The organism is Pseudoxanthomonas koreensis, assembly GCF_041890415.1.
GTDB lineage: Bacteria > Pseudomonadota > Gammaproteobacteria > Xanthomonadales > Xanthomonadaceae > Pseudoxanthomonas > Pseudoxanthomonas koreensis_A.
The window spans coordinates 2,774,699-2,794,108 of the sequence record NZ_CP169056.1; the positions used below are offsets into that span (position 1 = coordinate 2,774,699).

Here is a 19,410-nt window from a genome sequence, read left to right on the forward strand (position 1 = left end):
GATTATGCGATGGTCCGGCCGATGCCGCTTGGTCGCCGTGGCCTCAACGCCGCTGCAGCCAGGACGCCGGATCCACCGGCTGGCCACTGCGGCGCAACTCGAAATAGAGCGCCGCCCGCCCGTGCCCGCCGGAACTGCCGACCCGGGCGATGGCGTCGCCGCGGCGCACCCTCTCCCCGGCATCGCGCAACAAGGTGTCGTTGTGCGCGTACAGGCTCATGTAGCCATTGCCATGGTCCACGATCAGGATCAGCCCGTAGCCGGTCATCCAGTCGGAAAACACGACCATGCCGTCCGCGACCGCGGTCACCGGGCTGCCGACCGCCGCGCCGATCAGCACGCCGTCGCTGCGTCGCCCGTCCGGAAGCCGCCCGCCGAACTGGGCCAGCAGGTCGCCGCTGGCCGGCCAGCCCAAACCTCCGACCTTCGGTGCTGGCGCGGCCGCGGCCACCCGCGGCGGCACCTTGCCGCCGGCCGATGGCGCGGAATCGGCGGGCTGCCGGGCCGCCCGGCGGGCCGCGGCGCGGCGCTCGGCCTCGGCCCGTGCCGCAGCGGCGCGCAACCGCGACAGCAGCGCCTCGAGGGACTTGGCGTCCTGGCCCAATGCAGTCTCGCGCTGCTTGCGGTCCTGGTAGCGCTGGTCCAGGTCGCCCACCAGGGCGGCGCGCTGCCGGCGATCGCGCTGGGTGGCCTCCAGCCGCTGCCGCTGTTCGTCACGCAGCGCTGCCAATGTGCGGGTGCGCTCGCCAATCCGGGTTTCGGTGACCTCCAGCTCGCGCAGCGAGCCGCTCATCTCGGCAACCTGCCGGGCATGGGCCTGCTGGGCATAGCGGTAGTAGGCAAGCGTGCGCTGTGCATCGGACATGCGGTCCTGCGCCAGCAACAGCTTCAGCGGTACCTGCGGACCCAGGGCATACGAGGCGCGCAACAATCCGGCCAGGCGTTCACGCCGTTGCTGCAGGTCGCGCTGGATCCGCACGCGCTGCACGCGCAGGTCGTCGAGCGCCCGTTGCTCGCGCAGCAGCGCCGCCTCGGTCTGGGCCAGCTCCCGGGTCGTGCGCCCGAGTTGCTCGTCGGCCCTGCGCAGGCGCACGGCGGCATCCCCGCGCTGGGATTCCAGGCGGCGGCGCTCGCGCGCGATCTCCTGCAGCTCGACTTTGACCTTGCGCAGTTCACGCTCGGTGCTGCCGGCATCGCGCCGGTCCTGGGCGGCCGCAGCGATCGCCATGGCCATGGCCGTGGCCCCCAGCAACAAGGCGCACGCCGCACGCCGGCACCGGACGGGCCAGCGGGGCGGGCAGCATTCGCGCGGATCGGGCACGCCGGAGCTCCCGGTGACTTCAGACAGATGCGGATTGTAGCCAGCCGTGCTCCGATACAGGCTTACCGGCATTCGCCTGGAGGTCGCCCATGTCCCATTCCGTCCGCTTGTCCGTGTTCATGCTGTGCCTGGCCCTCGCCGCACCGGCATGGGCCGCGGAGGATGTCAGCAAGGTCAACGGCAGCATCGAGGCCAGGGCAGGCAGCCCATACGGCGACCTGGACACGGTCAATGGCGCCATCCACATCGATGATACGGCGCAGGTGGGGGCGGCCAGCACGGTGAACGGCAACATCGCCCTGGGCCAGGGTGCCCATGCCCGGAGCCTTGAGACCGTCAACGGCTCGATCAGGGTCGAGCGCGAGGCCCAGGTCACCGGCGGTGTGGCGACGGTCAATGGCGGCGTGTTCGTCGACCGTGGCAGCCAGATCGGCGGCGATGTCGAGACGGTCAACGGCGCCATCGGACTGGTGGACACCCGCGTGGCCGGCCACGTGCGCACCGTCAATGGCGACATCACCGTTGGCGTCGGCTCACACGTCCGCGGAGGAGTCACGGTCGAGCGCTCCAACAGCTGGTTCCAGGCCGTGCCGCGGCGGCGTCTCCGCGTGGTGATCGGCCCGGATGCGGTGGTGGAAGGGCCTTTGGTGTTCAAGCGCGAGGTCGACCTGCTGGTTCATCGCAGCGCGCGCCTGGGCCCCGTCACCGGCGCCGAGGCGGTGGTTTTCGATTCCAGGAAGGCGCCGCGAGACTGAGATCCGGGCCGCACTTGCCGTGCGGATCGACATGGCGAGCCGGCAATGCCTGCCGGTGCGGCTAGAATCAGCCCAACCTCGTCGATACCGGAGCTTCGATGTCACGCGAGATCCTGGTTGGCATCGTTGCCGCCACGCTGGCCATGGCCGGCTGCGTACAGCAGGCCCCGCCCGCCGCCGGTCCCGGTGACGGTGCGGCTTCGGCAGTCCCTGCACCGGCTTCCACTCACCAGTTCCAGCCGGCGATCGATGCCGACGATTTCGCGGAGATGGTCCGCACGCTGGCGTCCGATGAGTTCGAAGGCCGCGCGCCCGGGTCGGTGGGCGAGGAGCTCACCATCGAGTACATCCGCGCGCAGATGCAGCGGATAGGCCTGCAGCCAGGCAATGGCGACAGCTATTTCCAGGACGTGCCGATGGTGGAGACCACGGCCACCACCGCCACCGTGGCCATCGCTGCCGATGGCCCGCCGATGGAACTGACCCTGGGCACCGACGTGGTCATCGGCACCCGTAGCGGGCAGCCCGAGGTGAACGTGGAAGCCAGCCAGATGGTGTTCGTCGGCTACGGCGTGGATGCACCCGAGCGCGGCTGGAACGATTACGCCGGCCAGGACTGGACCGGCAAGACCGTGGTCATGTTCGTCAACGACCCGGGCTTCCATGGCAATGACGAAAGCCTGTTCGACGGCCGCAAGATGACCTATTACGGCCGCTGGACCTACAAGTTCGAGGAAGCCGCGCGCAAGGGCGCCGCTGCCGCACTGATCGTCCATGACACCGCTGGCGCCAGTTACGGCTGGGACGTGGTGAAGAATTCCTGGTCCGGCCCGCAGTACGACCTGCCGGCAGCCGACGATCCCGAACCGCGGCTGCCGGTGCAGGGCTGGATCAGCGCCGACGTGGCCACGCAATTGTTCGCCAGCGCAGGACTGGAACTGGACGAGGCCTACCGCATGGCCGGGACACCCGGGTTCGTGCCAATGCCGCTGCAGGCGACGCTCTCGGTGGAACTGTCCAGCACGATCGCGCACAAGGCCTCGCGCAACGTGGTGGGCGTGCTGCCCGGTGCCAGCCGCGCCGACGAGGCGGTGCTGTACATGGCGCACTGGGACCACCTGGGCAACCATGAGGGCGAGGGCGACCAGATCTACAACGGCGCGGTGGACAACGCGACCGGCGTGGCCGGGATCCTGGAGATTGCCGAAGCGTTTGCACACCAGCCGCAGCGACCCGACCGGTCGGTGGTGTTCCTGGCGGTGACCCTGGAAGAGTCCGGGCTGCTGGGATCCAGGTATTACGTGACCCACCCCACCTTCCCGCTGGAGAAGATCGCAGGCGTGGTCAATCTGGATGCCATGTCGGTGGCCGGGCGCTCCCGCGACATGGTGGTCACCGGCATCGGCAACTCGCAGCTGGAGGACATCCTGGCGCCGATCGCCGCCGAGCAGGGGCGCCGGCTGGCAGGCGAGACAGCGGTGGAAAGCGGCTTCTACTTCCGCTCGGACCATTTCAATTTCGCCAAGGCAGGCGTGCCCGCACTCTATGCCAAGGGCGGGAGTGACCTGGTCGACGGCGGAACCCAGGCTGGCAAGATCGCAAGTGCCGAATATGCCAGCCGCTACCACCGCCCCAGCGACGAGATCCACGACGGCTGGCGCTACGACGGAATCGTCGAAGACCTGCAGGCGCTCTACCAGGTCGGACAGGCCCTGTCGGCCGAAGGAACCTGGCCGGACTGGTACGAAGGCAATCCCTTCAAGGCCGCGCGCGAAGCGCAGCGGGCGGGACAGCCCTGAGCGGGTGACCGCGAGGAGCGGAAGGCCACCCAAGGACGGGAGCAGAAGGGCGCCCAAGGGCAGGACTCCTTCACCCAAGTGTGCGGAAGATCCGGGCGCAATGCTGCGGCGCTTCGCGCGTGCTGCGCCGTTGCAGGAGCGCCCTTGGGTGCCCTGTACCTGTGTAGGAGCCGGTCTTGCCGGCGACCGGCCCGCATGCATGGGGCCCCGGTCGCCGGCAAGACCGGGGCTCCTACACATGCGGCGGCCGATGACCGGGGACGATGTGGTGCGATCCCGCGACGAAACCTCCCGTTCACCGGTTCCGCGTCAAGGCGGCGCCCCTTCACCGGGGGAGAAGAGCCAAAAGAAAGAACCCCCAGCCTGACGGCTGGGGGTTCCGGATAAAGACCCTGACGATGACCTACTCTCGCATGGGAAACCCACACTACCATCGGCGCTGTTGCGTTTCACTTCCGAGTTCGGGATGGGATCGGGTGGTTCCACAACGCTAATTTCATCAGGGAGACGGTTGGAGCGTGCTGGTGAACAAGATCGCCCGCAAGGGACCGACCGTGCATACCGCACCGTCTCGCATAGTTCTTGGGATGTAGTGAGCGGCGGATGGCTATCGACGTCATCGTCGAGTCCAAGGCCACTTGAGGTTATATGGTCAAGCCACACGGATCATTAGTATCAGTTAGCTCAACGCATTGCTGCGCTTACACACCTGACCTATCAACCACCTAGTCTTGATGGTTCCTTCAGGGGACTTGTGTCCCGGGAGATCTCATCTTGAGGCGCGCTTCCCGCTTAGATGCTTTCAGCGGTTATCGCTTCCGAACGTAGCTACCCGGCAATGCCACTGGCGTGACAACCGGAACACCAGAGGTTCGTCCACTCCGGTCCTCTCGTACTAGGAGCAGCCCCTCTCAAATCTCCAACGCCCATGGCAGATAGGGACCGAACTGTCTCACGACGTTCTGAACCCAGCTCGCGTACCACTTTAAATGGCGAACAGCCATACCCTTGGGACCGACTACAGCCCCAGGATGTGATGAGCCGACATCGAGGTGCCAAACACCGCCGTCGATATGAACTCTTGGGCGGTATCAGCCTGTTATCCCCGGAGTACCTTTTATCCGTTGAGCGATGGCCCTTCCATACAGAACCACCGGATCACTAAGTCCTAGTTTCCTACCTGCTTGATCCGTCGATCTTGCAGTCAAGCACGCTTATGCCTTTGCACACAGTGCGCGATGTCCGACCGCGCTGAGCGTACCTTCGAGCTCCTCCGTTACTCTTTAGGAGGAGACCGCCCCAGTCAAACTACCCACCACACACGGTCCCCGACCCGGATTACGGGCCTAGGTTAGAACGTCAAGCACGACAGGGTGGTATTTCAAGGATGGCTCCACCCCAGCTAGCGCCAGGGTTTCACAGCCTCCCACCTATCCTACACAGACGAACTCAACGTTCAGTGTGAAGCTATAGTAAAGGTTCACGGGGTCTTTCCGTCTTGCCACGGGAACGCTGCATCTTCACAGCGATTTCAATTTCACTGAGTCTCGGGTGGAGACAGCGCCGCTGTCGTTACGCCATTCGTGCAGGTCGGAACTTACCCGACAAGGAATTTCGCTACCTTAGGACCGTTATAGTTACGGCCGCCGTTTACCGGGGCTTCGATCAAGAGCTTCGCCTTGCGGTTGACCCCATCAATTAACCTTCCGGCACCGGGCAGGCGTCACACCCTATACGTCCACTTTCGTGTTTGCAGAGTGCTGTGTTTTTGATAAACAGTCGCAGCGGCCTGGTTACTGCGGCCCTCTTCAGCTATAGCTCGCATGAGCCACCAAAAAGGGCGCACCTTCTCCCGAAGTTACGGTGCCATGTTGCCTAGTTCCTTCACCCGAGTTCTCTCAAGCGCCTGAGAATTCTCATCCTACCCACCTGTGTCGGTTTACGGTACGGTCTGCGTGAGCTGAAGCTTAGGGGCTTTTCCTGGAAGCGTGGTATCAGTCACTTCGCCCTAATGGGCTCGTCTCGGTGCTCGGTGTTGACCTCCCGGATTTGCCTAAGAGATCCACCTACCGCCTTTCCCCGGGACAACCAACGCCCGGTAGACCTAACCTTCTCCGTCCCCCCATCGCACTCACGCGAGGTGCTGGAATATTAACCAGCTTCCCATCGACTACGGCTTTCGCCCTCGCCTTAGGGGCCGACTCACCCTGCGCCGATTAACGTTGCGCAAGGAAACCTTGGGCTTTCGGCGTGCGGGTTTTTCACCCGCATTATCGTTACTCATGTCAGCATTCGCACTTCCGATACCTCCAGCAGACTTCTCAATCCACCTTCGCAGGCTTACGGAACGCTCCTCTACCGCGCATCACAAAGTGATGCACCCCAAGCTTCGGTTTACCGCTTAGCCCCGTTAAATCTTCCGCGCAGACCGACTCGACCAGTGAGCTATTACGCTTTCTTTAAAGGGTGGCTGCTTCTAAGCCAACCTCCTGGCTGTCTGTGCCTTTCCACCTCGTTTCCCACTTAGCGGTAATTTGGGACCTTAGCTGTGGGTCTGGGTTGTTTCCCTTTTCACGACGGACGTTAGCACCCGCCGTGTGTCTCCCATACAGTCCGTCTCGGTATTCGGAGTTTGCAATGGTTTGGTAAGTCGCGATGACCCCCTAGCCATAACAGTGCTCTACCCCCGAGAGGATACATATGAGGCGCTACCTAAATAGCTTTCGAGGAGAACCAGCTATCTCCGGGTTCGATTAGCTTTTCACTCCTAATCACACCTCATCCCCTACCTTTGCAACGGGAGTGGGTTCGGGCCTCCAGTACCTGTTACGGTACCTTCACCCTGGGCATGACTAGATCACCCGGTTTCGGGTCTACAGCCCGCGACTATGCGCCCTATTCAGACTCGGTTTCCCTTCGCCTCCCCTATACGGTTAAGCTTGCCACGAACTGTAAGTCGCTGACCCATTATACAAAAGGTACGCAGTCACCCTTGCGGGCTCCTACTGCTTGTACGCACACGGTTTCAGGGTCTATTTCACTCCCCTCTCCGGGGTTCTTTTCGCCTTTCCCTCACGGTACTGGTTCACTATCGGTCGGTCAGGAGTATTTAGCCTTGGAGGATGGTCCCCCCATGTTCAGACAGGGTTTCACGTGCCCCGCCCTACTCGTCTTCACTGGAATGGCCCTTTCGAATACAGGGCTATCACCTTCTATGGCCAACCTTTCCAGGTTGTTTTTCTAAAGCCATACCAGCTTAAGGGCTAGTCCCCGTTCGCTCGTCGCTACTTAGGGAATCTCGGTTGATTTCTTTTCCTCCGGTTACTTAGATATTTCAGTTCACCGGGTTCGCCTCCAGCAGCTATGTATTCACTGCAGGATACTGCCGAAGCAGTGGGTTTCCCCATTCGGACATCGCGGGATCAAAGCATATTGCCAGCTCCCCCGCGCTTTTCGCAGGCTGTCACGTCCTTCATCGCCTCTGACCGCCAAGGCATCCACCGTGTGCGCTTATTCGCTTGACCATATAACCCCAAGTCGCCTCGGAGCTAGATGACGTGCTGCCGGGGTACAAAGCCGGCAACGCGAACATACGACTCAATTTTTAGGGGCTCGAAGCCCCCGCCTTAGCCTCAACGACACGTCGAGATAGACATCTCAAACGCTCGCTACATCCCAAGTTTTAAAAGAGCACGGACCAGGCCTCATCGCCTGATGCGTAAATTGAAAATGTGTGCGCTTGCTTACATTCAGAGTGGTGGGTCTGGGAGGACTCGAACCACCGACCTCACCCTTATCAGGGGTGCGCTCTAACCACCTGAGCTACAGACCCAAAAGTCAAACTCAATTGGTGGAGCCTGTCGGGATCGAACCGACGACCCCCTGCTTGCAAAGCAGGTGCTCTCCCAGCTGAGCTAAGGCCCCGCGTAGGGACTTGCCTGACGCGGCTTGGCCGGATCAGGAACTCTGAATGCAGGTCACTTGTGAGGACGCCCGACAGGACGATGCTGTCATGCTCAAAAGGAGGTGATCCAGCCGCACCTTCCGATACGGCTACCTTGTTACGACTTCACCCCAGTCATTGGCCACACCGTGGCAAGCGCCCTCCCGAAGGTTAAGCTACCTGCTTCTGGTGCAACAAACTCCCATGGTGTGACGGGCGGTGTGTACAAGGCCCGGGAACGTATTCACCGCAGCAATGCTGATCTGCGATTACTAGCGATTCCGACTTCACGGAGTCGAGTTGCAGACTCCGATCCGGACTGAGATGGGGTTTCTGGGATTGGCTTGCCCTCGCGGGTTTGCAGCCCTCTGTCCCCACCATTGTAGTACGTGTGTAGCCCTGGTCGTAAGGGCCATGATGACTTGACGTCATCCCCACCTTCCTCCGGTTTGTCACCGGCGGTCTCCTTAGAGTTCCCACCATTACGTGCTGGCAACTAAGGACAAGGGTTGCGCTCGTTGCGGGACTTAACCCAACATCTCACGACACGAGCTGACGACAGCCATGCAGCACCTGTCTCACGGTTCCCGAAGGCACCAATCCATCTCTGGAAAGTTCCGTGGATGTCAAGACCAGGTAAGGTTCTTCGCGTTGCATCGAATTAAACCACATACTCCACCGCTTGTGCGGGCCCCCGTCAATTCCTTTGAGTTTCAGTCTTGCGACCGTACTCCCCAGGCGGCGAACTTAACGCGTTAGCTTCGATACTGGGTTCCAAGTTGAACCCAACATCCAGTTCGCATCGTTTAGGGCGTGGACTACCAGGGTATCTAATCCTGTTTGCTCCCCACGCTTTCGTGCCTCAGTGTCAGTGTTGGCCCAGGTGGCCGCCTTCGCCACGGATGTTCCTCCCGATCTCTACGCATTTCACTGCTACACCGGGAATTCCGCCACCCTCTACCACACTCTAGTGATCCAGTATCCACTGCAATTCCCAGGTTGAGCCCAGGGCTTTCACAACAGACTTAAACCACCACCTACGCACGCTTTACGCCCAGTAATTCCGAGTAACGCTTGCACCCTTCGTATTACCGCGGCTGCTGGCACGAAGTTAGCCGGTGCTTATTCTTTGGGTACCGTCATCCCTGCCGAGTATTAATCAACAGGATTTCTTTCCCAACAAAAGGGCTTTACAACCCGAAGGCCTTCTTCACCCACGCGGTATGGCTGGATCAGGCTTGCGCCCATTGTCCAATATTCCCCACTGCTGCCTCCCGTAGGAGTCTGGACCGTGTCTCAGTTCCAGTGTGGCTGATCATCCTCTCAGACCAGCTACGGATCGTCGCCTTGGTGGGCCTTTACCCCGCCAACTAGCTAATCCGACATCGGCTCATTCAGTCGCGTGAGGCCCGAAGGTCCCCCACTTTCACCCGTAGGTCGTATGCGGTATTAGCGTAAGTTTCCCTACGTTATCCCCCACGACAGAGTAGATTCCGATGTATTCCTCACCCGTCCGCCACTCGCCACCCAGAGAGCAAGCTCTCCTGTGCTGCCGTTCGACTTGCATGTGTTAGGCCTACCGCCAGCGTTCACTCTGAGCCAGGATCAAACTCTTCACTTAAAACTGCAATGCCCGAAGGCATAAAGCTTTTAGCTGCAGAAGTTCTACCCAGCCACGTATCGCTTGCTTAAAGCATTTGACTTGTTGCTGTTAAAACGTCTGCAAGATGGACAGTCATCCTTCCTGCAGGCGTCCGCACAAGTTACCTGCGCACACTTTCAAAGAGCGTCGGAATCGGCCTCAGCGCCTTCATCCGTGTCCCGACGTTTCCGTCGAGTCGAGCCGCACATTGTGCCGGCTCGTTTTGGAAGTGTCAACCCCGCATCGCAGGATTTTCATCTTCCCCTCATCGTTGGCGGCGGACCGCTTCCGGTGAGGTGAGCCGCGCATTGTGCCGGCTCGTTTCGGTTCCGTCAACACTTCGTGAAGAAGTTGTTTTCCGAACCGCCCTGGCTGGCACCGGATCAAATCCGTTCCCGCCGAGGGAGCCGCCCATTATAGGGGGCTTCCGGGGAACTGCAACACCTTTGTTGAAGGAGTTTTGGTTCCCGGCCCTTGCCGCGCGTTGCTGCCTGATGGCGCGCCGCCGCTGCAAGGGGGGCGCATTGTGCATGGTCCCGGCCGGCTTGGGAAGCCCCTGTTGGCTACGCCCGATCCAACCCCACCGAAGGCACGTCGCGGCAGCTGATGGAAGCCTGCCCGCAGGCCGCCAGGATGCGGGCGCAGGCCCCTTTGGCCGACGCCGTGCCGGCGTGCATGTAGACGACGCGTTCACCCGCGCGGGCGCGCTCCAGCACCCGGGCGTCCTCGTCTCCGGGCAGCGCGGTGACATGGGTCGCGTCGCGGCGGGCGGGCTCGAGCGCGTCGCGCGCGACATCCGGCGCCAGGACGATCACATCGGCCTCGTTGAGTATGCGCAGTGCACGCAGGGTATAGAGGTCCGGTGCGGCGGCCGCAGCGACCAGCGCGACCGTGCCTGGCGCCGGTCGTGATGCCCAGTCCGGGGCGTGATCGAGTTCTCCCAGGAACGCAGTCTCCAACCCGGCGCTGCCAGCGCCGGCCTGCGCCTGCTCCAGCCGGCCGTCGAGCATGCGCTCGAACCAGCGCCGCCGCAGCTTCATTTCGGGCAGGGCCGCGCGGATGCGCTCGCGGTGGCGCCCGAACATCGCCGCCAGCGGCCCCAGCCCCGGATCGAGCATCGTTTCAAGGCGCTCACGGATGCGCCGCGCCAGCATCGGCGCCATGCCGCCGGAGGAAATGGCGACCACCAGCGGCGAGCGGTCCACTACCGCCGGCACCTGGAACGTGGACAGTGCGGCGTCGTCGACCACATTGATCAGGCGCCTGCGCCTGCCCGCCTCGGCAGCCAGCTGCGCATTGAATGCATTGTCATCGGTGGCGGCGACCACCAGCCAGGCCGCGTCCAGCCAGGCCGGGTCGAACTCGCCGGACAGGCGCTCGAGGCGATCGTCCGCCAACGCCTGGGCCACGTCCGCATGCAGGATCTCGCGCGCGTACAGGCGAACCTGCGCGCGCGCTTTGAGCAGGGCGGCGATCTTGCGTGCGGCCACTTCGCCACCGCCGACCACGAGCACCTCCCGACCTTCCAGGTCGGCAAACAATGGATACAGCGCCATGCCAATCGGTCTCCGCGAGCAATGCAGCCTCAATCGTGTCGCCTGCAGTGCCGGTTGTCGACGCCGGGCGCGGCCCGGCGGCGATGCGGCGGCTCAGTCGCTCCCGGCCGCGCAACGGGCCAGGCGCGCGAGCGCCTCGGCGTGTGCATCCGAATCGTTGAGGCAGGGGACGTAGCGCAAGGTGCCGCCCTTGGCGCGAAAGTGCTCGGCCAGGGCCAGCTCCACTTCCTCCAGGGTCTCGATGCAGTCCACCGCGAATCCGGGGCAGACCACGTCGATCCGGCGCACGCCGGCGGCGGCCAGGCGGTCGAGTTCGCCAAGGGTGGCCGGCTCGAGCCAGCGCTCGCGGCCAAACCGGGACTGGTAGGACAACGACCAGGCGGCCGGCTCCAGGCCCAGCCTGGCCACCACCGCGGCGGCGCTGTCCTGGCAGCGCCGCGGATACGGGTCGCCGGCGTCGGCCACGCGCTGCGGCAAGCCATGGAACGAAAACAGCAGGTGCTCGCCCTGGCCATGCTCGCGCCGGAAGGCGACGATCGAGTCGGCCACTGCCGCCACCCAGCCGGCGTCGGTGGAGTAGTCCTCGATCAGGGTCACATCCATGCCCTGGGTTTCCTCGGCCACCAGGTCGGCCACCGAGGCGGTGGTGGTGGTGGAGTACTGCGGGTACAGCGGCAGCACCACCAGCCGGCGCACGCCGTCCTCGCGCAACGTGCGCAGCGCGGCGCGCAGCGCTGGCTGGCCGTAGCGCATGGCAGTCAGCACCCGCCAGTCGGGCAGCTTGACCTGCAGTGCGGCACCCAGGCGCCGGGTATGGACCAGCAGGGGCGAGCCTTCGTCCATCCACACCTTGGCGTAGTTGGCGGCCGAACGCGGCGCACGCAACGGGAGGATCACCCCGTGCAGCAGCGGCTTCCACAGCAATGGCGGGATCGACACCACCCGCGGGTCGCCGAGGAACTCGGCCAGGTAGCGGCGCACGGCCGGCGCGGTCGGTGCCTCGGGGGTCCCCAGGTTGACCGCAAGCAGCGCGGTATCGGCAGTTGGATGCATGCCGCCATTCTGACAGACCACGCCGGCCGCTTGCGCCGCGCGCGGGCGCCGCGCGCCGGCCTCAGGCCCGATTCATCGCCGCGCCACTAAGTTCGGGGACACCTGCGGTCGCGCGGCCGCCATCCCCGTACGTGTACTGGAGTTCGAGCATGTCGATGTGGCGCCTGTCGAAGATCCTGCTGCCGCTGGCCCTGCTGGCCACGGCCGGGCACGCAATCGCCGGTCCCGAGGAGGACGAGCGCGCCCGCAACGCGGTGCGGGTGCTGGACGAGATCCAGCAGATCCCCGAGCAGGCCATCCCGGACAAGCTGCTGGACGAGGCGCTCGGGATCGTGGTGATTCCCGACACGATCAAGGCCGGCCTGGTGCTGGGCGGGCGCCGTGGACACGGGCTGATGTCGGTCAAGACTGCCGACGGCACCTGGTCCAACCCGGTGTTCATCAAGCTCACCGGTGCCAGCATCGGCTTCCAGGTCGGGGTGCAGTCCTCCGATGTGGTGCTGGTGTTCCGCAACGACCGCAGCCTGGACAATATCGTCAACGGCAAGTTCACCCTGGGCGCCGATGCCAGCGTGGCCGCCGGCCCGGTGGGCCGCAATGCGGCGGCCGCTACCGACGGCCAGCTCAAGGCCGAGATCTGGTCCTGGTCACGGGCCCGCGGCCTGTTCGCCGGCGTGGCCCTGGACGGCGCGGCACTGCAGATCGACCGCGAGGCCCAGGCCGCTGTCTATGGCAGCAGCACGACCCCGCGCATGGTCTTGGAAGGCCGTCAGGACACCGCCCCGTCGGCTCCGATCGTAGCCTTCCGCGACCAGCTCGAGGAAGCCACCCACGGGGCCCGGGTCAACCGTGGCACCGCCACCACCGTGAGCGCCCCGGTCTCCGGGCCGGTGTTGGCCCAGCCTGCCAATACGGTCACCTCGCCGACGGCAGCCGAGCCGGTCGGCCCGGCGCCGAGCCAGGGCTTCGAGCCAGTGGACAACACCGTGCACAGCGAACCTCTGCCCTGAGCCGGCAGACGCGGGCATGCATGCCCGCGTCGCCCAGGCCCACCTGCGCTATCCTGTGGGCTTGTTCATCAATCGAGTGAGTGTGCCATGGGCGGTCTGAGCATCTGGCATTGGATTATCGTGCTGGTGGTGGTGCTGCTGGTTTTCGGCACCAAGCGCCTGCGCAGTGCCGGCCGAGACCTGGGCGAGGCCGTGAAGGGCTTCAAGGAAGGCATGCACGACCCGGACAAGGACAAGCCGGCCGGCCAGCTCGGCAACGAGCGCAGCGCCGAATCGTCGCAGAACGAGTCCGAGCGCGATCGCGCCCAACGCTGATCCCGCGGCGACTGCACGCGGATGTTCGATATCGGCTTCGGCGAGTTGCTGCTGATCGCAGTGCTCGCACTGGTGGTGCTTGGTCCGGAGCGGTTGCCCAAGGCAGCCCGCTTCGTCGGGCTGTGGGTGCGGCGCGCGCGCGCGCAGTGGCATTCGGTCAAGGCCGAACTGGAGCGCGAACTGCAGGCCGATGAACTCAAGCGCAGCCTGGAAGAAACCCAGGCCCAGCTGCGCCAGGCCCATGCCGCGCTGCGCGAGGAGGCCGACGGCGTCCGCGAGGGCCTGTACACGATGCGCCACGAGATCGAGGACGTCGACGGGCAGGCGGCTGGCGATGCGCCGCCGCAGGGCGTGATCCCGCCGCAAGGCACGGAAGGCGAGGACGGTCATGACCAGCGCCAGCCCTGAGCCTGAAACCGAAAGCAGCCTGATCGAGCACTTGCTGGAGCTGCGCACGCGGCTGATGTGGGCGCTGGCCGGGATGGTGGTGGTGCTGCTGGCGCTGCTGCCGTTTGCCAACCGCCTCTACGCCTGGCTGGCTGCGCCGCTGCTGGACAAGCTGCCTGCCGGTGGCCAGCTGATTGCGGTGGAAGTGGCCTCTCCGTTTTTCACCCCGATCAAGCTCGCCTTCTTCGCCACCCTGCTGGTGTCGGCGCCCTGGCTCCTGTACCAGGCCTGGTCATTCGTGGCCCCCGGGTTGTACCGGCGCGAGAAGCGGCTGGCGATGCCGCTGCTGGTGTCGGCCGTGGCGCTGTTCTACATCGGCTGCGCGTTCGCCTTTTTCGTGGTGCTGCCGTCGGTGTTCGGCTTCCTGGCCGCGATCAAGCCCGAAGGCGTGGCGATCATGACCGACATCAACGCCTACCTGGACTTCGTGCTGGTGATCTTCCTGGCCTTCGGGGTCAGCTTCGAACTGCCGGTGGCGCTGGTGATCCTGGTCCTGCTGGGCTGGGTGACACCGGCCCAGCTCAGGGCCGGGCGCGGTTACGCGGTCGTCGGGATCTTCGTGCTGGCCGCCATCATCACGCCGCCGGACGTGATCTCGCAGCTGTTGCTGGCGATTCCGATGTGCCTGCTGTACGAGGCGGGCATCCTGGTCGCCAAGCTGGTGGTGCCGAAGGACGAGTGAGCCGCCCGGCTCAGGCCTCGAGGCGGCCCGAAACGTCCACCCCTGCGGGCTGCGCGGGGTGAGTGCCGCCGAACAGCTGGCTCCAGGCGGTGAGTACCGCGCCGGCCAGCAGCGGCATGACCCCGGCCATCAGCAACAACTGCGCAAGCCAGGCCGCCAGCAGCGGCCCGGCCAGCGCCTGGATCACCAGCACCACCAGCATCACCGCGAAATAGATCGCCATCAGCGCAATCCAGGCGAGCAGGAAGAACACCAGCATCGCCGGCAGGTTGAGCATGCACGCACGCAGGCTGTCGCCCATCGCCGCCAGCCCGCCACGGCCATCGAACACGATCCGCGGCACCGACACGAACACGGTCATCGCCACCAGGATCGCGGTGGCCACGCCCAGCAGCAGCCACAGCAGGATGCGGCCTGCAGGCAGCCCGGACACCAGCGCCTGGACCTGCTCGGGCGAGGGCTGGGCACCGGAACTGGCCAGGGCGTTGAGCTCCTCGCTGGCGGCATACAGGGCCTGCAGCTGCTGCGGCCCGACCATCACCAGCAGCAACACGCCCAGCACCAGGCCGGCAGCCAGTTGCGGCAGCAGGGTGACCAGCAGCCGCGGCGCACGATCGGCCTGCAGGCCCTGCAGCAGGTGCGCCGGTTGCGCAGGCCGCGTTTGCGCCACCTCGCGCACCGCCCACACCAGGCCGGCGAACAGCAGCGGCCCGGCCAGCGCCAGCAGGAACTGCAGCGCGGCGGCCAGCGCCGGGACCGCCAGCGCCACGCCCAGCACCAGCGAGCCGAGCAGGCCCCACAGCGCACCCAGCATGCCCAGCGCCAGGGGTGCCTGCCGCAACAGGGCGAAGCCGCCCAGCAGCCATTCCGCGCCGGCCGAAGCCGGCAGCCTGCGAATCGTGTCCATTCCGGTTCCGGGTGGTGCGCCGCTGATCCAGGCGCGAGGGGTTGTGGAGGCGTGCCGGCACCGGCCGGCTGCGGGATTATCGGCGATCCATGCCGGCAGCGTTCACGTCACCTCGGCTGCTGTGGATGTGTGCGCGCATGCTGGACGAAACGGCGCAGCAACTGGCGCGCCTGCGGGGCGGCACTGACCTCGCGCGCCACCGTGCGCGGGCAGCGCCCGTGGCGGCGCAGGCAATCCGCGCGCGCATTGACGTAGCCGCGCATGTGGTGGGTGGCGAACTCCGGATGGAACTGCATGCCCCATGCATTGGCACCCCAGCGGAAGGCGTGGCACTGGTCCTGCTCGGAACGGGCCAGCACGGTGGCGCCGGCCGGCGGCCGCAGCACCGTCTGCAGGTGGGTGGCATGGGCCGCGAACCGCGCCGGCATGGCCGCGAACAGCGGATCCTCGAACGCCGGCGGGTGCAGGTCGATGAACACCGTGCCCGACTCGCGGCCGGCCGGGTTGTAGTCCACCTGCCCGCCCAGGGCATGGGCCAGCAACTGGTGGCCGTAGCAGATGCCCAGCAGTGGCGTGCCTTCCTCGGCCGCCTGGCGCAGCCAGTCGGCGGTGCGCTCGCTCCAGGGCGCGCGGTCGGTGACGAACGCCGCCGAGCCGGTGACGATCACCCCGGCCAGCCCTTGGGCGGCCGGCAGCAGCTGGCCACCCTCGGCATTGACCTCCACCACCTCGCGCGCGGACAGCCCGGCGGCCACCCGGATCCAGTGCGGGAAACGGCCGTAGCGCTTGAGGCTGTCCACCGGCTGGCCGGTCTCGACGATCAGGAAAGGCGCGCGGCGGGCGGCGTTCACGGGGCGGTGCAGAACCTGCAGTAGGGCGGAAACCCGCATGGCGCGGGGCTGCGTCCTATACTAGCCCGCTTTTCCGCACTGCAAAAACACCATGACAGGTCCGACCTTCCAGGGATTGATCCAGGCGCTCAACAGCTACTGGGCCGAGCAGGGCTGCGTGCTGATCCAGCCGCTGGACCTGGAGGTCGGGGCCGGCACCTTCCATCCGGCCACGTTCCTGCGCGCGCTCGGCCCCGAGCCGTGGAACGCAGCCTACGTGCAGCCATCGCGCCGTCCCACCGACGGCCGCTACGGCGACAACCCCAACCGCCTGCAGCGCTACTACCAGTACCAGGTGGTGATGAAGCCCAATCCGGACAACATCCAGGAGCTGTACCTGGGTTCGCTGGAAGCGCTGGGCATCGACCCGCGCGTGCACGACCTGCGCTTCGTCGAGGACAACTGGGAATCGCCGACCCTGGGCGCCTGGGGCCTGGGCTGGGAGGTGTGGCTCAACGGCATGGAGGTGACCCAGTTCACCTACTTCCAGCAGGCCGGCGGCCTGGAGTGCCGCCCGGTGCTGGGCGAGATCACCTACGGCCTGGAACGGCTGTGCATGTACCTGCAGAACGTGGACAACGTGTACGACCTCATCTGGACGGTCGGCCCGCAGGGTCCGGTGACCTACGGCGACGTGTACCACCAGAACGAAGTGGAGCAGAGCACCTACAACTTCGAGCATGCCGACGTGGCCGAACTGTTCCATCGCTTCGACGCCTGCGAAGCCGAGGCGGTGAAGCTGGTCGAGGCCGGCCTGCCGCTGCCGGCGTACGAGCAGGTGTGCAAGGCCAGCCACAGCTTCAACCTGCTCGATGCCCGGCGCGCGATCTCGGTGACCGAACGCCAGCGCTACATCCTGCGCGTGCGCGCCCTGGCCCAGGCCGTGGCCCAGGCCTACCACGCCCAGCGCGAGAAGCTTGGCTTCCCGGGCCTGAAGTCCGGCGCATGAGTGCGCCCTGGACCCCGGCAGCCGCACCACACACAGGAACATCCATGAGCACGCAACTCCCCCTGCTGATCGAACTTGGTACCGAAGAGCTGCCGGTCAAGGCGCTGCCGGGCCTGGCCCGGGCCTTCTTCGATGGCGTGGTGGCCGCACTGGAAAAGCGCGGCGTGGCCCTGCAGGTTGGCGACGCGCACCCGCTGTACACGCCGCGACGGCTGGTGGTGCTGCTGCCGGGGGTCGCCACCGAACAGCCGGAGCAGCGAGCGGAAGTGCTGGGGCCTTACCTGAACATTGCGCTGGACGCCGACGGCAAGCCCACCCGCGCGCTGGAAGGCTTCGCCGCCAAGGCCGGGGTGGCGTGGACCGCCCTGGAGCGCACCAGCGACGCCAAGGGCGAGCGCTTCGTGCACCGCTCGGTGAAGCCGGGCGCGCGCACCGCCGAGTTGTTGCCGGAGGTGCTGGCCGAGGCCATTGCCGGCATGCCCGTACCCAAGCCCATGCGCTGGGGCGACCACGACTACGCGTTCGCGCGGCCGGTGCACTGGCTGGTGCTGCTGCTGGGCGATGAGGTGGTGCCGGCGCAGGTGCTGGGCGTGGCGTCGGGCCGCAGCAGCCGCGGCCATCGTTTCGAACACCACCAGCCGGTGCAGATCGACTCGCCCAGCCACTACGTGGACGCGCTGCGCGCGGCGCGGGTGCTGGTCGATCCGGCCGAACGCCGCGAGCGCATCGTCGCCCAGGCCGGGGAGGCCGCGCGCCAGGCCGGCGGCAGCGCGCGCATCACCGAGGACAACCTCGAACAGGTGGTGTGCCTGACCGAATGGCCGGCGGCGGTCCTGTGCAGCTTCGAGCGCGACTTCCTGGCGGTGCCGCAGGAAGCGCTGATCGAGACCATGGAGATCAACCAGAAGTTCTTCCCGGTGCTGGACGCGGCCGGCACGTTGACCGAGCACTTCATCGGCATCGCCAACATCGAGTCACGCGACGTGGCCGAGGTCAGCAAGGGCTACGAGCGGGTGATTCGTCCGCGCTTCGCCGACGCGCGCTTCTTCTTCGACGAGGACCTCAAGCAGGGCCTGGTGTCGATGGGCGAGGGCCTGCGCACGGTGACCTACCAGGCCAGGCTGGGCACCGTAGCCGACAAGGTGGCGCGGGTCGCGGCCCTGGCCGAGGCCGTCGCCCAGCAGGCCGGGGTCGATCCGGCGCAGGCGCGGCGCGCGGCTGAGCTGTCCAAGAACGACCTGCAGTCGCGCATGGTCAACGAGTTCCCCGAACTGCAGGGCATCGCCGGCCGGCACTACGCGCTGGCCGCCGGCGAGCCGCAGGACGTGGCCTTGGCGATCGACGAGGCCTACCGCCCACGCTTCGCACGCGACGCCATCGCCTCCTCGCCGCTGGGCCAGGTGCTGGCCGTGGCCGAGCGCCTGGACACCCTGGCCGGTGGTTTTGCCGCAGGCCTCAAGCCCACCGGCAACAAGGACCCGTTCGCGCTGCGGCGCAATGCGCTGGGGCTTGCGCGCACGATGATCGAGAGCGGCCTGGACCTTGCGCTGGACGACCTGCTGGCCCGCGCGATTGCCCGGGTCGGCGCGCTGCCGGCGGGCAAGGCCGGCGCCACCGCCACCGCCGACGCCGACGACCTGTACGACTTCATCCTCGACCGCCTGCGCGGCTACTACGCCGACAAGGGCGTGCCGGCCGCGCATTTCACCGCGGTGGCGGAGCTGCGCCCGTCGTCGCTGGCCGATTTCGACACCCGCATCGCCGCGATCGGCACCTTCGCCGCGCTGCCGGAGGCCGAGGCACTGGCCGCGGCCAACAAGCGCATCGGCAACATCCTGAAAAAGGCCGACATCGCGATCCCGGCGCAAGCCGACCCGGCGCTGTTCTCCGAACCGGCCGAACGCGCGCTGGGCGAGGCGGTGGCTGCAGCGCTGGCCGACACCAGCGGGCCGCTCCAGCAGCACGATTACGTGCAGGTGCTCGAGCGCCTGTCCCGGGTGCGGCCGCAGGTGGACGCGTTCTTCGACCAGGTGATGGTCAACGCCGACGACCCGGCGGTGCGCGCAAACCGCCTGGCCCTGATTGGATGCCTGGCCGACCGCTTCCGCGCGGTGGCGGCAGTGGAGCACCTGTCGGGCTGA

The 19,410-nt window shown here is 65.9% G+C and carries 12 protein-coding genes, 2 tRNA genes, 3 rRNA genes and 1 pseudogene; 8 read left to right on the forward strand and 10 right to left on the reverse strand.

What is annotated here, in order from left to right:
* Nucleotides 1-43 precede the first annotated feature (43 nt).
* Nucleotides 44-1,228 (reverse strand): murein hydrolase activator EnvC, encoded by a 1,185-nt coding sequence (locus ACEJ41_RS12600; protein WP_374012605.1) that lies wholly within the window; start codon nt 1,226-1,228, stop codon nt 44-46.
* 182 nt (nt 1,229-1,410) lie between these two features.
* On the opposite strand from ACEJ41_RS12600, the gene ACEJ41_RS12605 reads away from it, so the two are divergent.
* A complete protein-coding gene (locus tag ACEJ41_RS12605; protein WP_374012606.1) occupies nt 1,411-2,076 on the forward strand; it encodes a hypothetical protein in 666 nt (221 codons plus the stop codon).
* 98 nt (nt 2,077-2,174) lie between these two features.
* Nucleotides 2,175-3,875, forward strand: a complete 1,701-nt coding sequence (locus tag ACEJ41_RS12610; RefSeq protein ID WP_374012607.1) for a M28 family metallopeptidase — start codon at nt 2,175-2,177, stop codon at nt 3,873-3,875.
* A 390-nt stretch (nt 3,876-4,265) separates the two neighbouring features.
* Here the strand turns inward: ACEJ41_RS12610 and rrf are convergent.
* From rrf to hemH, 7 genes are all read right to left on the reverse strand, one after another.
* Nucleotides 4,266-4,379, reverse strand: a 5S ribosomal RNA gene (gene rrf, locus ACEJ41_RS12615).
* A 144-nt stretch (nt 4,380-4,523) separates the two neighbouring features.
* Nucleotides 4,524-7,399 (reverse strand): 23S ribosomal RNA (locus ACEJ41_RS12620).
* 231 nt (nt 7,400-7,630) lie between these two features.
* Nucleotides 7,631-7,707 (reverse strand) — tRNA-Ile (locus ACEJ41_RS12625).
* Nucleotides 7,708-7,723: 16 nt separating this feature from the next.
* Nucleotides 7,724-7,799, reverse strand: a tRNA-Ala gene (locus ACEJ41_RS12630).
* Between the two features lie 95 nt (nt 7,800-7,894).
* Nucleotides 7,895-9,439: ribosomal RNA gene (locus ACEJ41_RS12635) — 16S ribosomal RNA — on the reverse strand.
* The 16S, 23S and 5S rRNA genes sit together here with 2 tRNA genes alongside, the layout of an rRNA operon.
* A 584-nt stretch (nt 9,440-10,023) precedes the next feature.
* Nucleotides 10,024-11,016, reverse strand: a complete 993-nt coding sequence (locus tag ACEJ41_RS12640) for a siroheme synthase (protein ID WP_374012608.1) — start codon at nt 11,014-11,016, stop codon at nt 10,024-10,026.
* Between the two features lie 93 nt (nt 11,017-11,109).
* A complete protein-coding gene (gene hemH, locus ACEJ41_RS12645) occupies nt 11,110-12,069 on the reverse strand; it encodes a ferrochelatase (protein WP_374012609.1) in 960 nt (319 codons plus the stop codon).
* Between the two features lie 155 nt (nt 12,070-12,224).
* Between hemH and ACEJ41_RS12650 the strand changes: the two genes are divergently transcribed.
* The 4 genes and pseudogenes from ACEJ41_RS12650 (at nt 12,225) to tatC (ending at nt 14,523) form a co-directional block, all read left to right on the forward strand.
* Nucleotides 12,225-13,079, forward strand: a complete 855-nt coding sequence (locus ACEJ41_RS12650) for a lipid-binding SYLF domain-containing protein (RefSeq protein WP_374014150.1) — start codon at nt 12,225-12,227, stop codon at nt 13,077-13,079.
* A gap of 87 nt (nt 13,080-13,166) precedes the next feature.
* On the forward strand, nt 13,167-13,394 hold the full coding sequence (tatA, locus tag ACEJ41_RS12655) for a Sec-independent protein translocase subunit TatA (RefSeq protein WP_374012610.1): 228 nt from the start codon (nt 13,167-13,169) through the stop codon (nt 13,392-13,394).
* Nucleotides 13,395-13,415: 21 nt separating this feature from the next.
* A pseudogene (tatB, locus tag ACEJ41_RS12660) lies at nt 13,416-13,650 on the forward strand (Sec-independent protein translocase protein TatB); the annotation flags it as partial.
* Between the two features lie 132 nt (nt 13,651-13,782).
* The gene (tatC, locus tag ACEJ41_RS12665) at nt 13,783-14,523 is read left to right on the forward strand and encodes a twin-arginine translocase subunit TatC (RefSeq protein ID WP_374012611.1); all 741 of its coding nucleotides are present in this window, start codon (nt 13,783-13,785) and stop codon (nt 14,521-14,523) included.
* Between the two features lie 10 nt (nt 14,524-14,533).
* Here tatC and ACEJ41_RS12670 read toward each other — a convergent pair whose 3' ends face one another.
* A complete protein-coding gene (locus tag ACEJ41_RS12670; protein WP_374012612.1) occupies nt 14,534-15,430 on the reverse strand; it encodes a BPSS1780 family membrane protein in 897 nt (298 codons plus the stop codon).
* A 107-nt stretch (nt 15,431-15,537) separates the two neighbouring features.
* On the reverse strand, nt 15,538-16,281 hold the full coding sequence (locus ACEJ41_RS12675) for a glutamine amidotransferase (RefSeq protein ID WP_374012613.1): 744 nt from the start codon (nt 16,279-16,281) through the stop codon (nt 15,538-15,540).
* Nucleotides 16,282-16,372: 91 nt separating this feature from the next.
* On the opposite strand from ACEJ41_RS12675, the gene glyQ reads away from it, so the two are divergent.
* Nucleotides 16,373-17,269 (forward strand): glycine--tRNA ligase subunit alpha, encoded by an 897-nt coding sequence (gene glyQ, locus ACEJ41_RS12680; RefSeq protein WP_374012614.1) that lies wholly within the window; start codon nt 16,373-16,375, stop codon nt 17,267-17,269.
* 44 nt (nt 17,270-17,313) lie between these two features.
* Nucleotides 17,314-19,410, forward strand: coding sequence for a glycine--tRNA ligase subunit beta (gene glyS, locus ACEJ41_RS12685; RefSeq protein ID WP_374012615.1), 2,097 nt, complete (start codon nt 17,314-17,316; stop codon nt 19,408-19,410).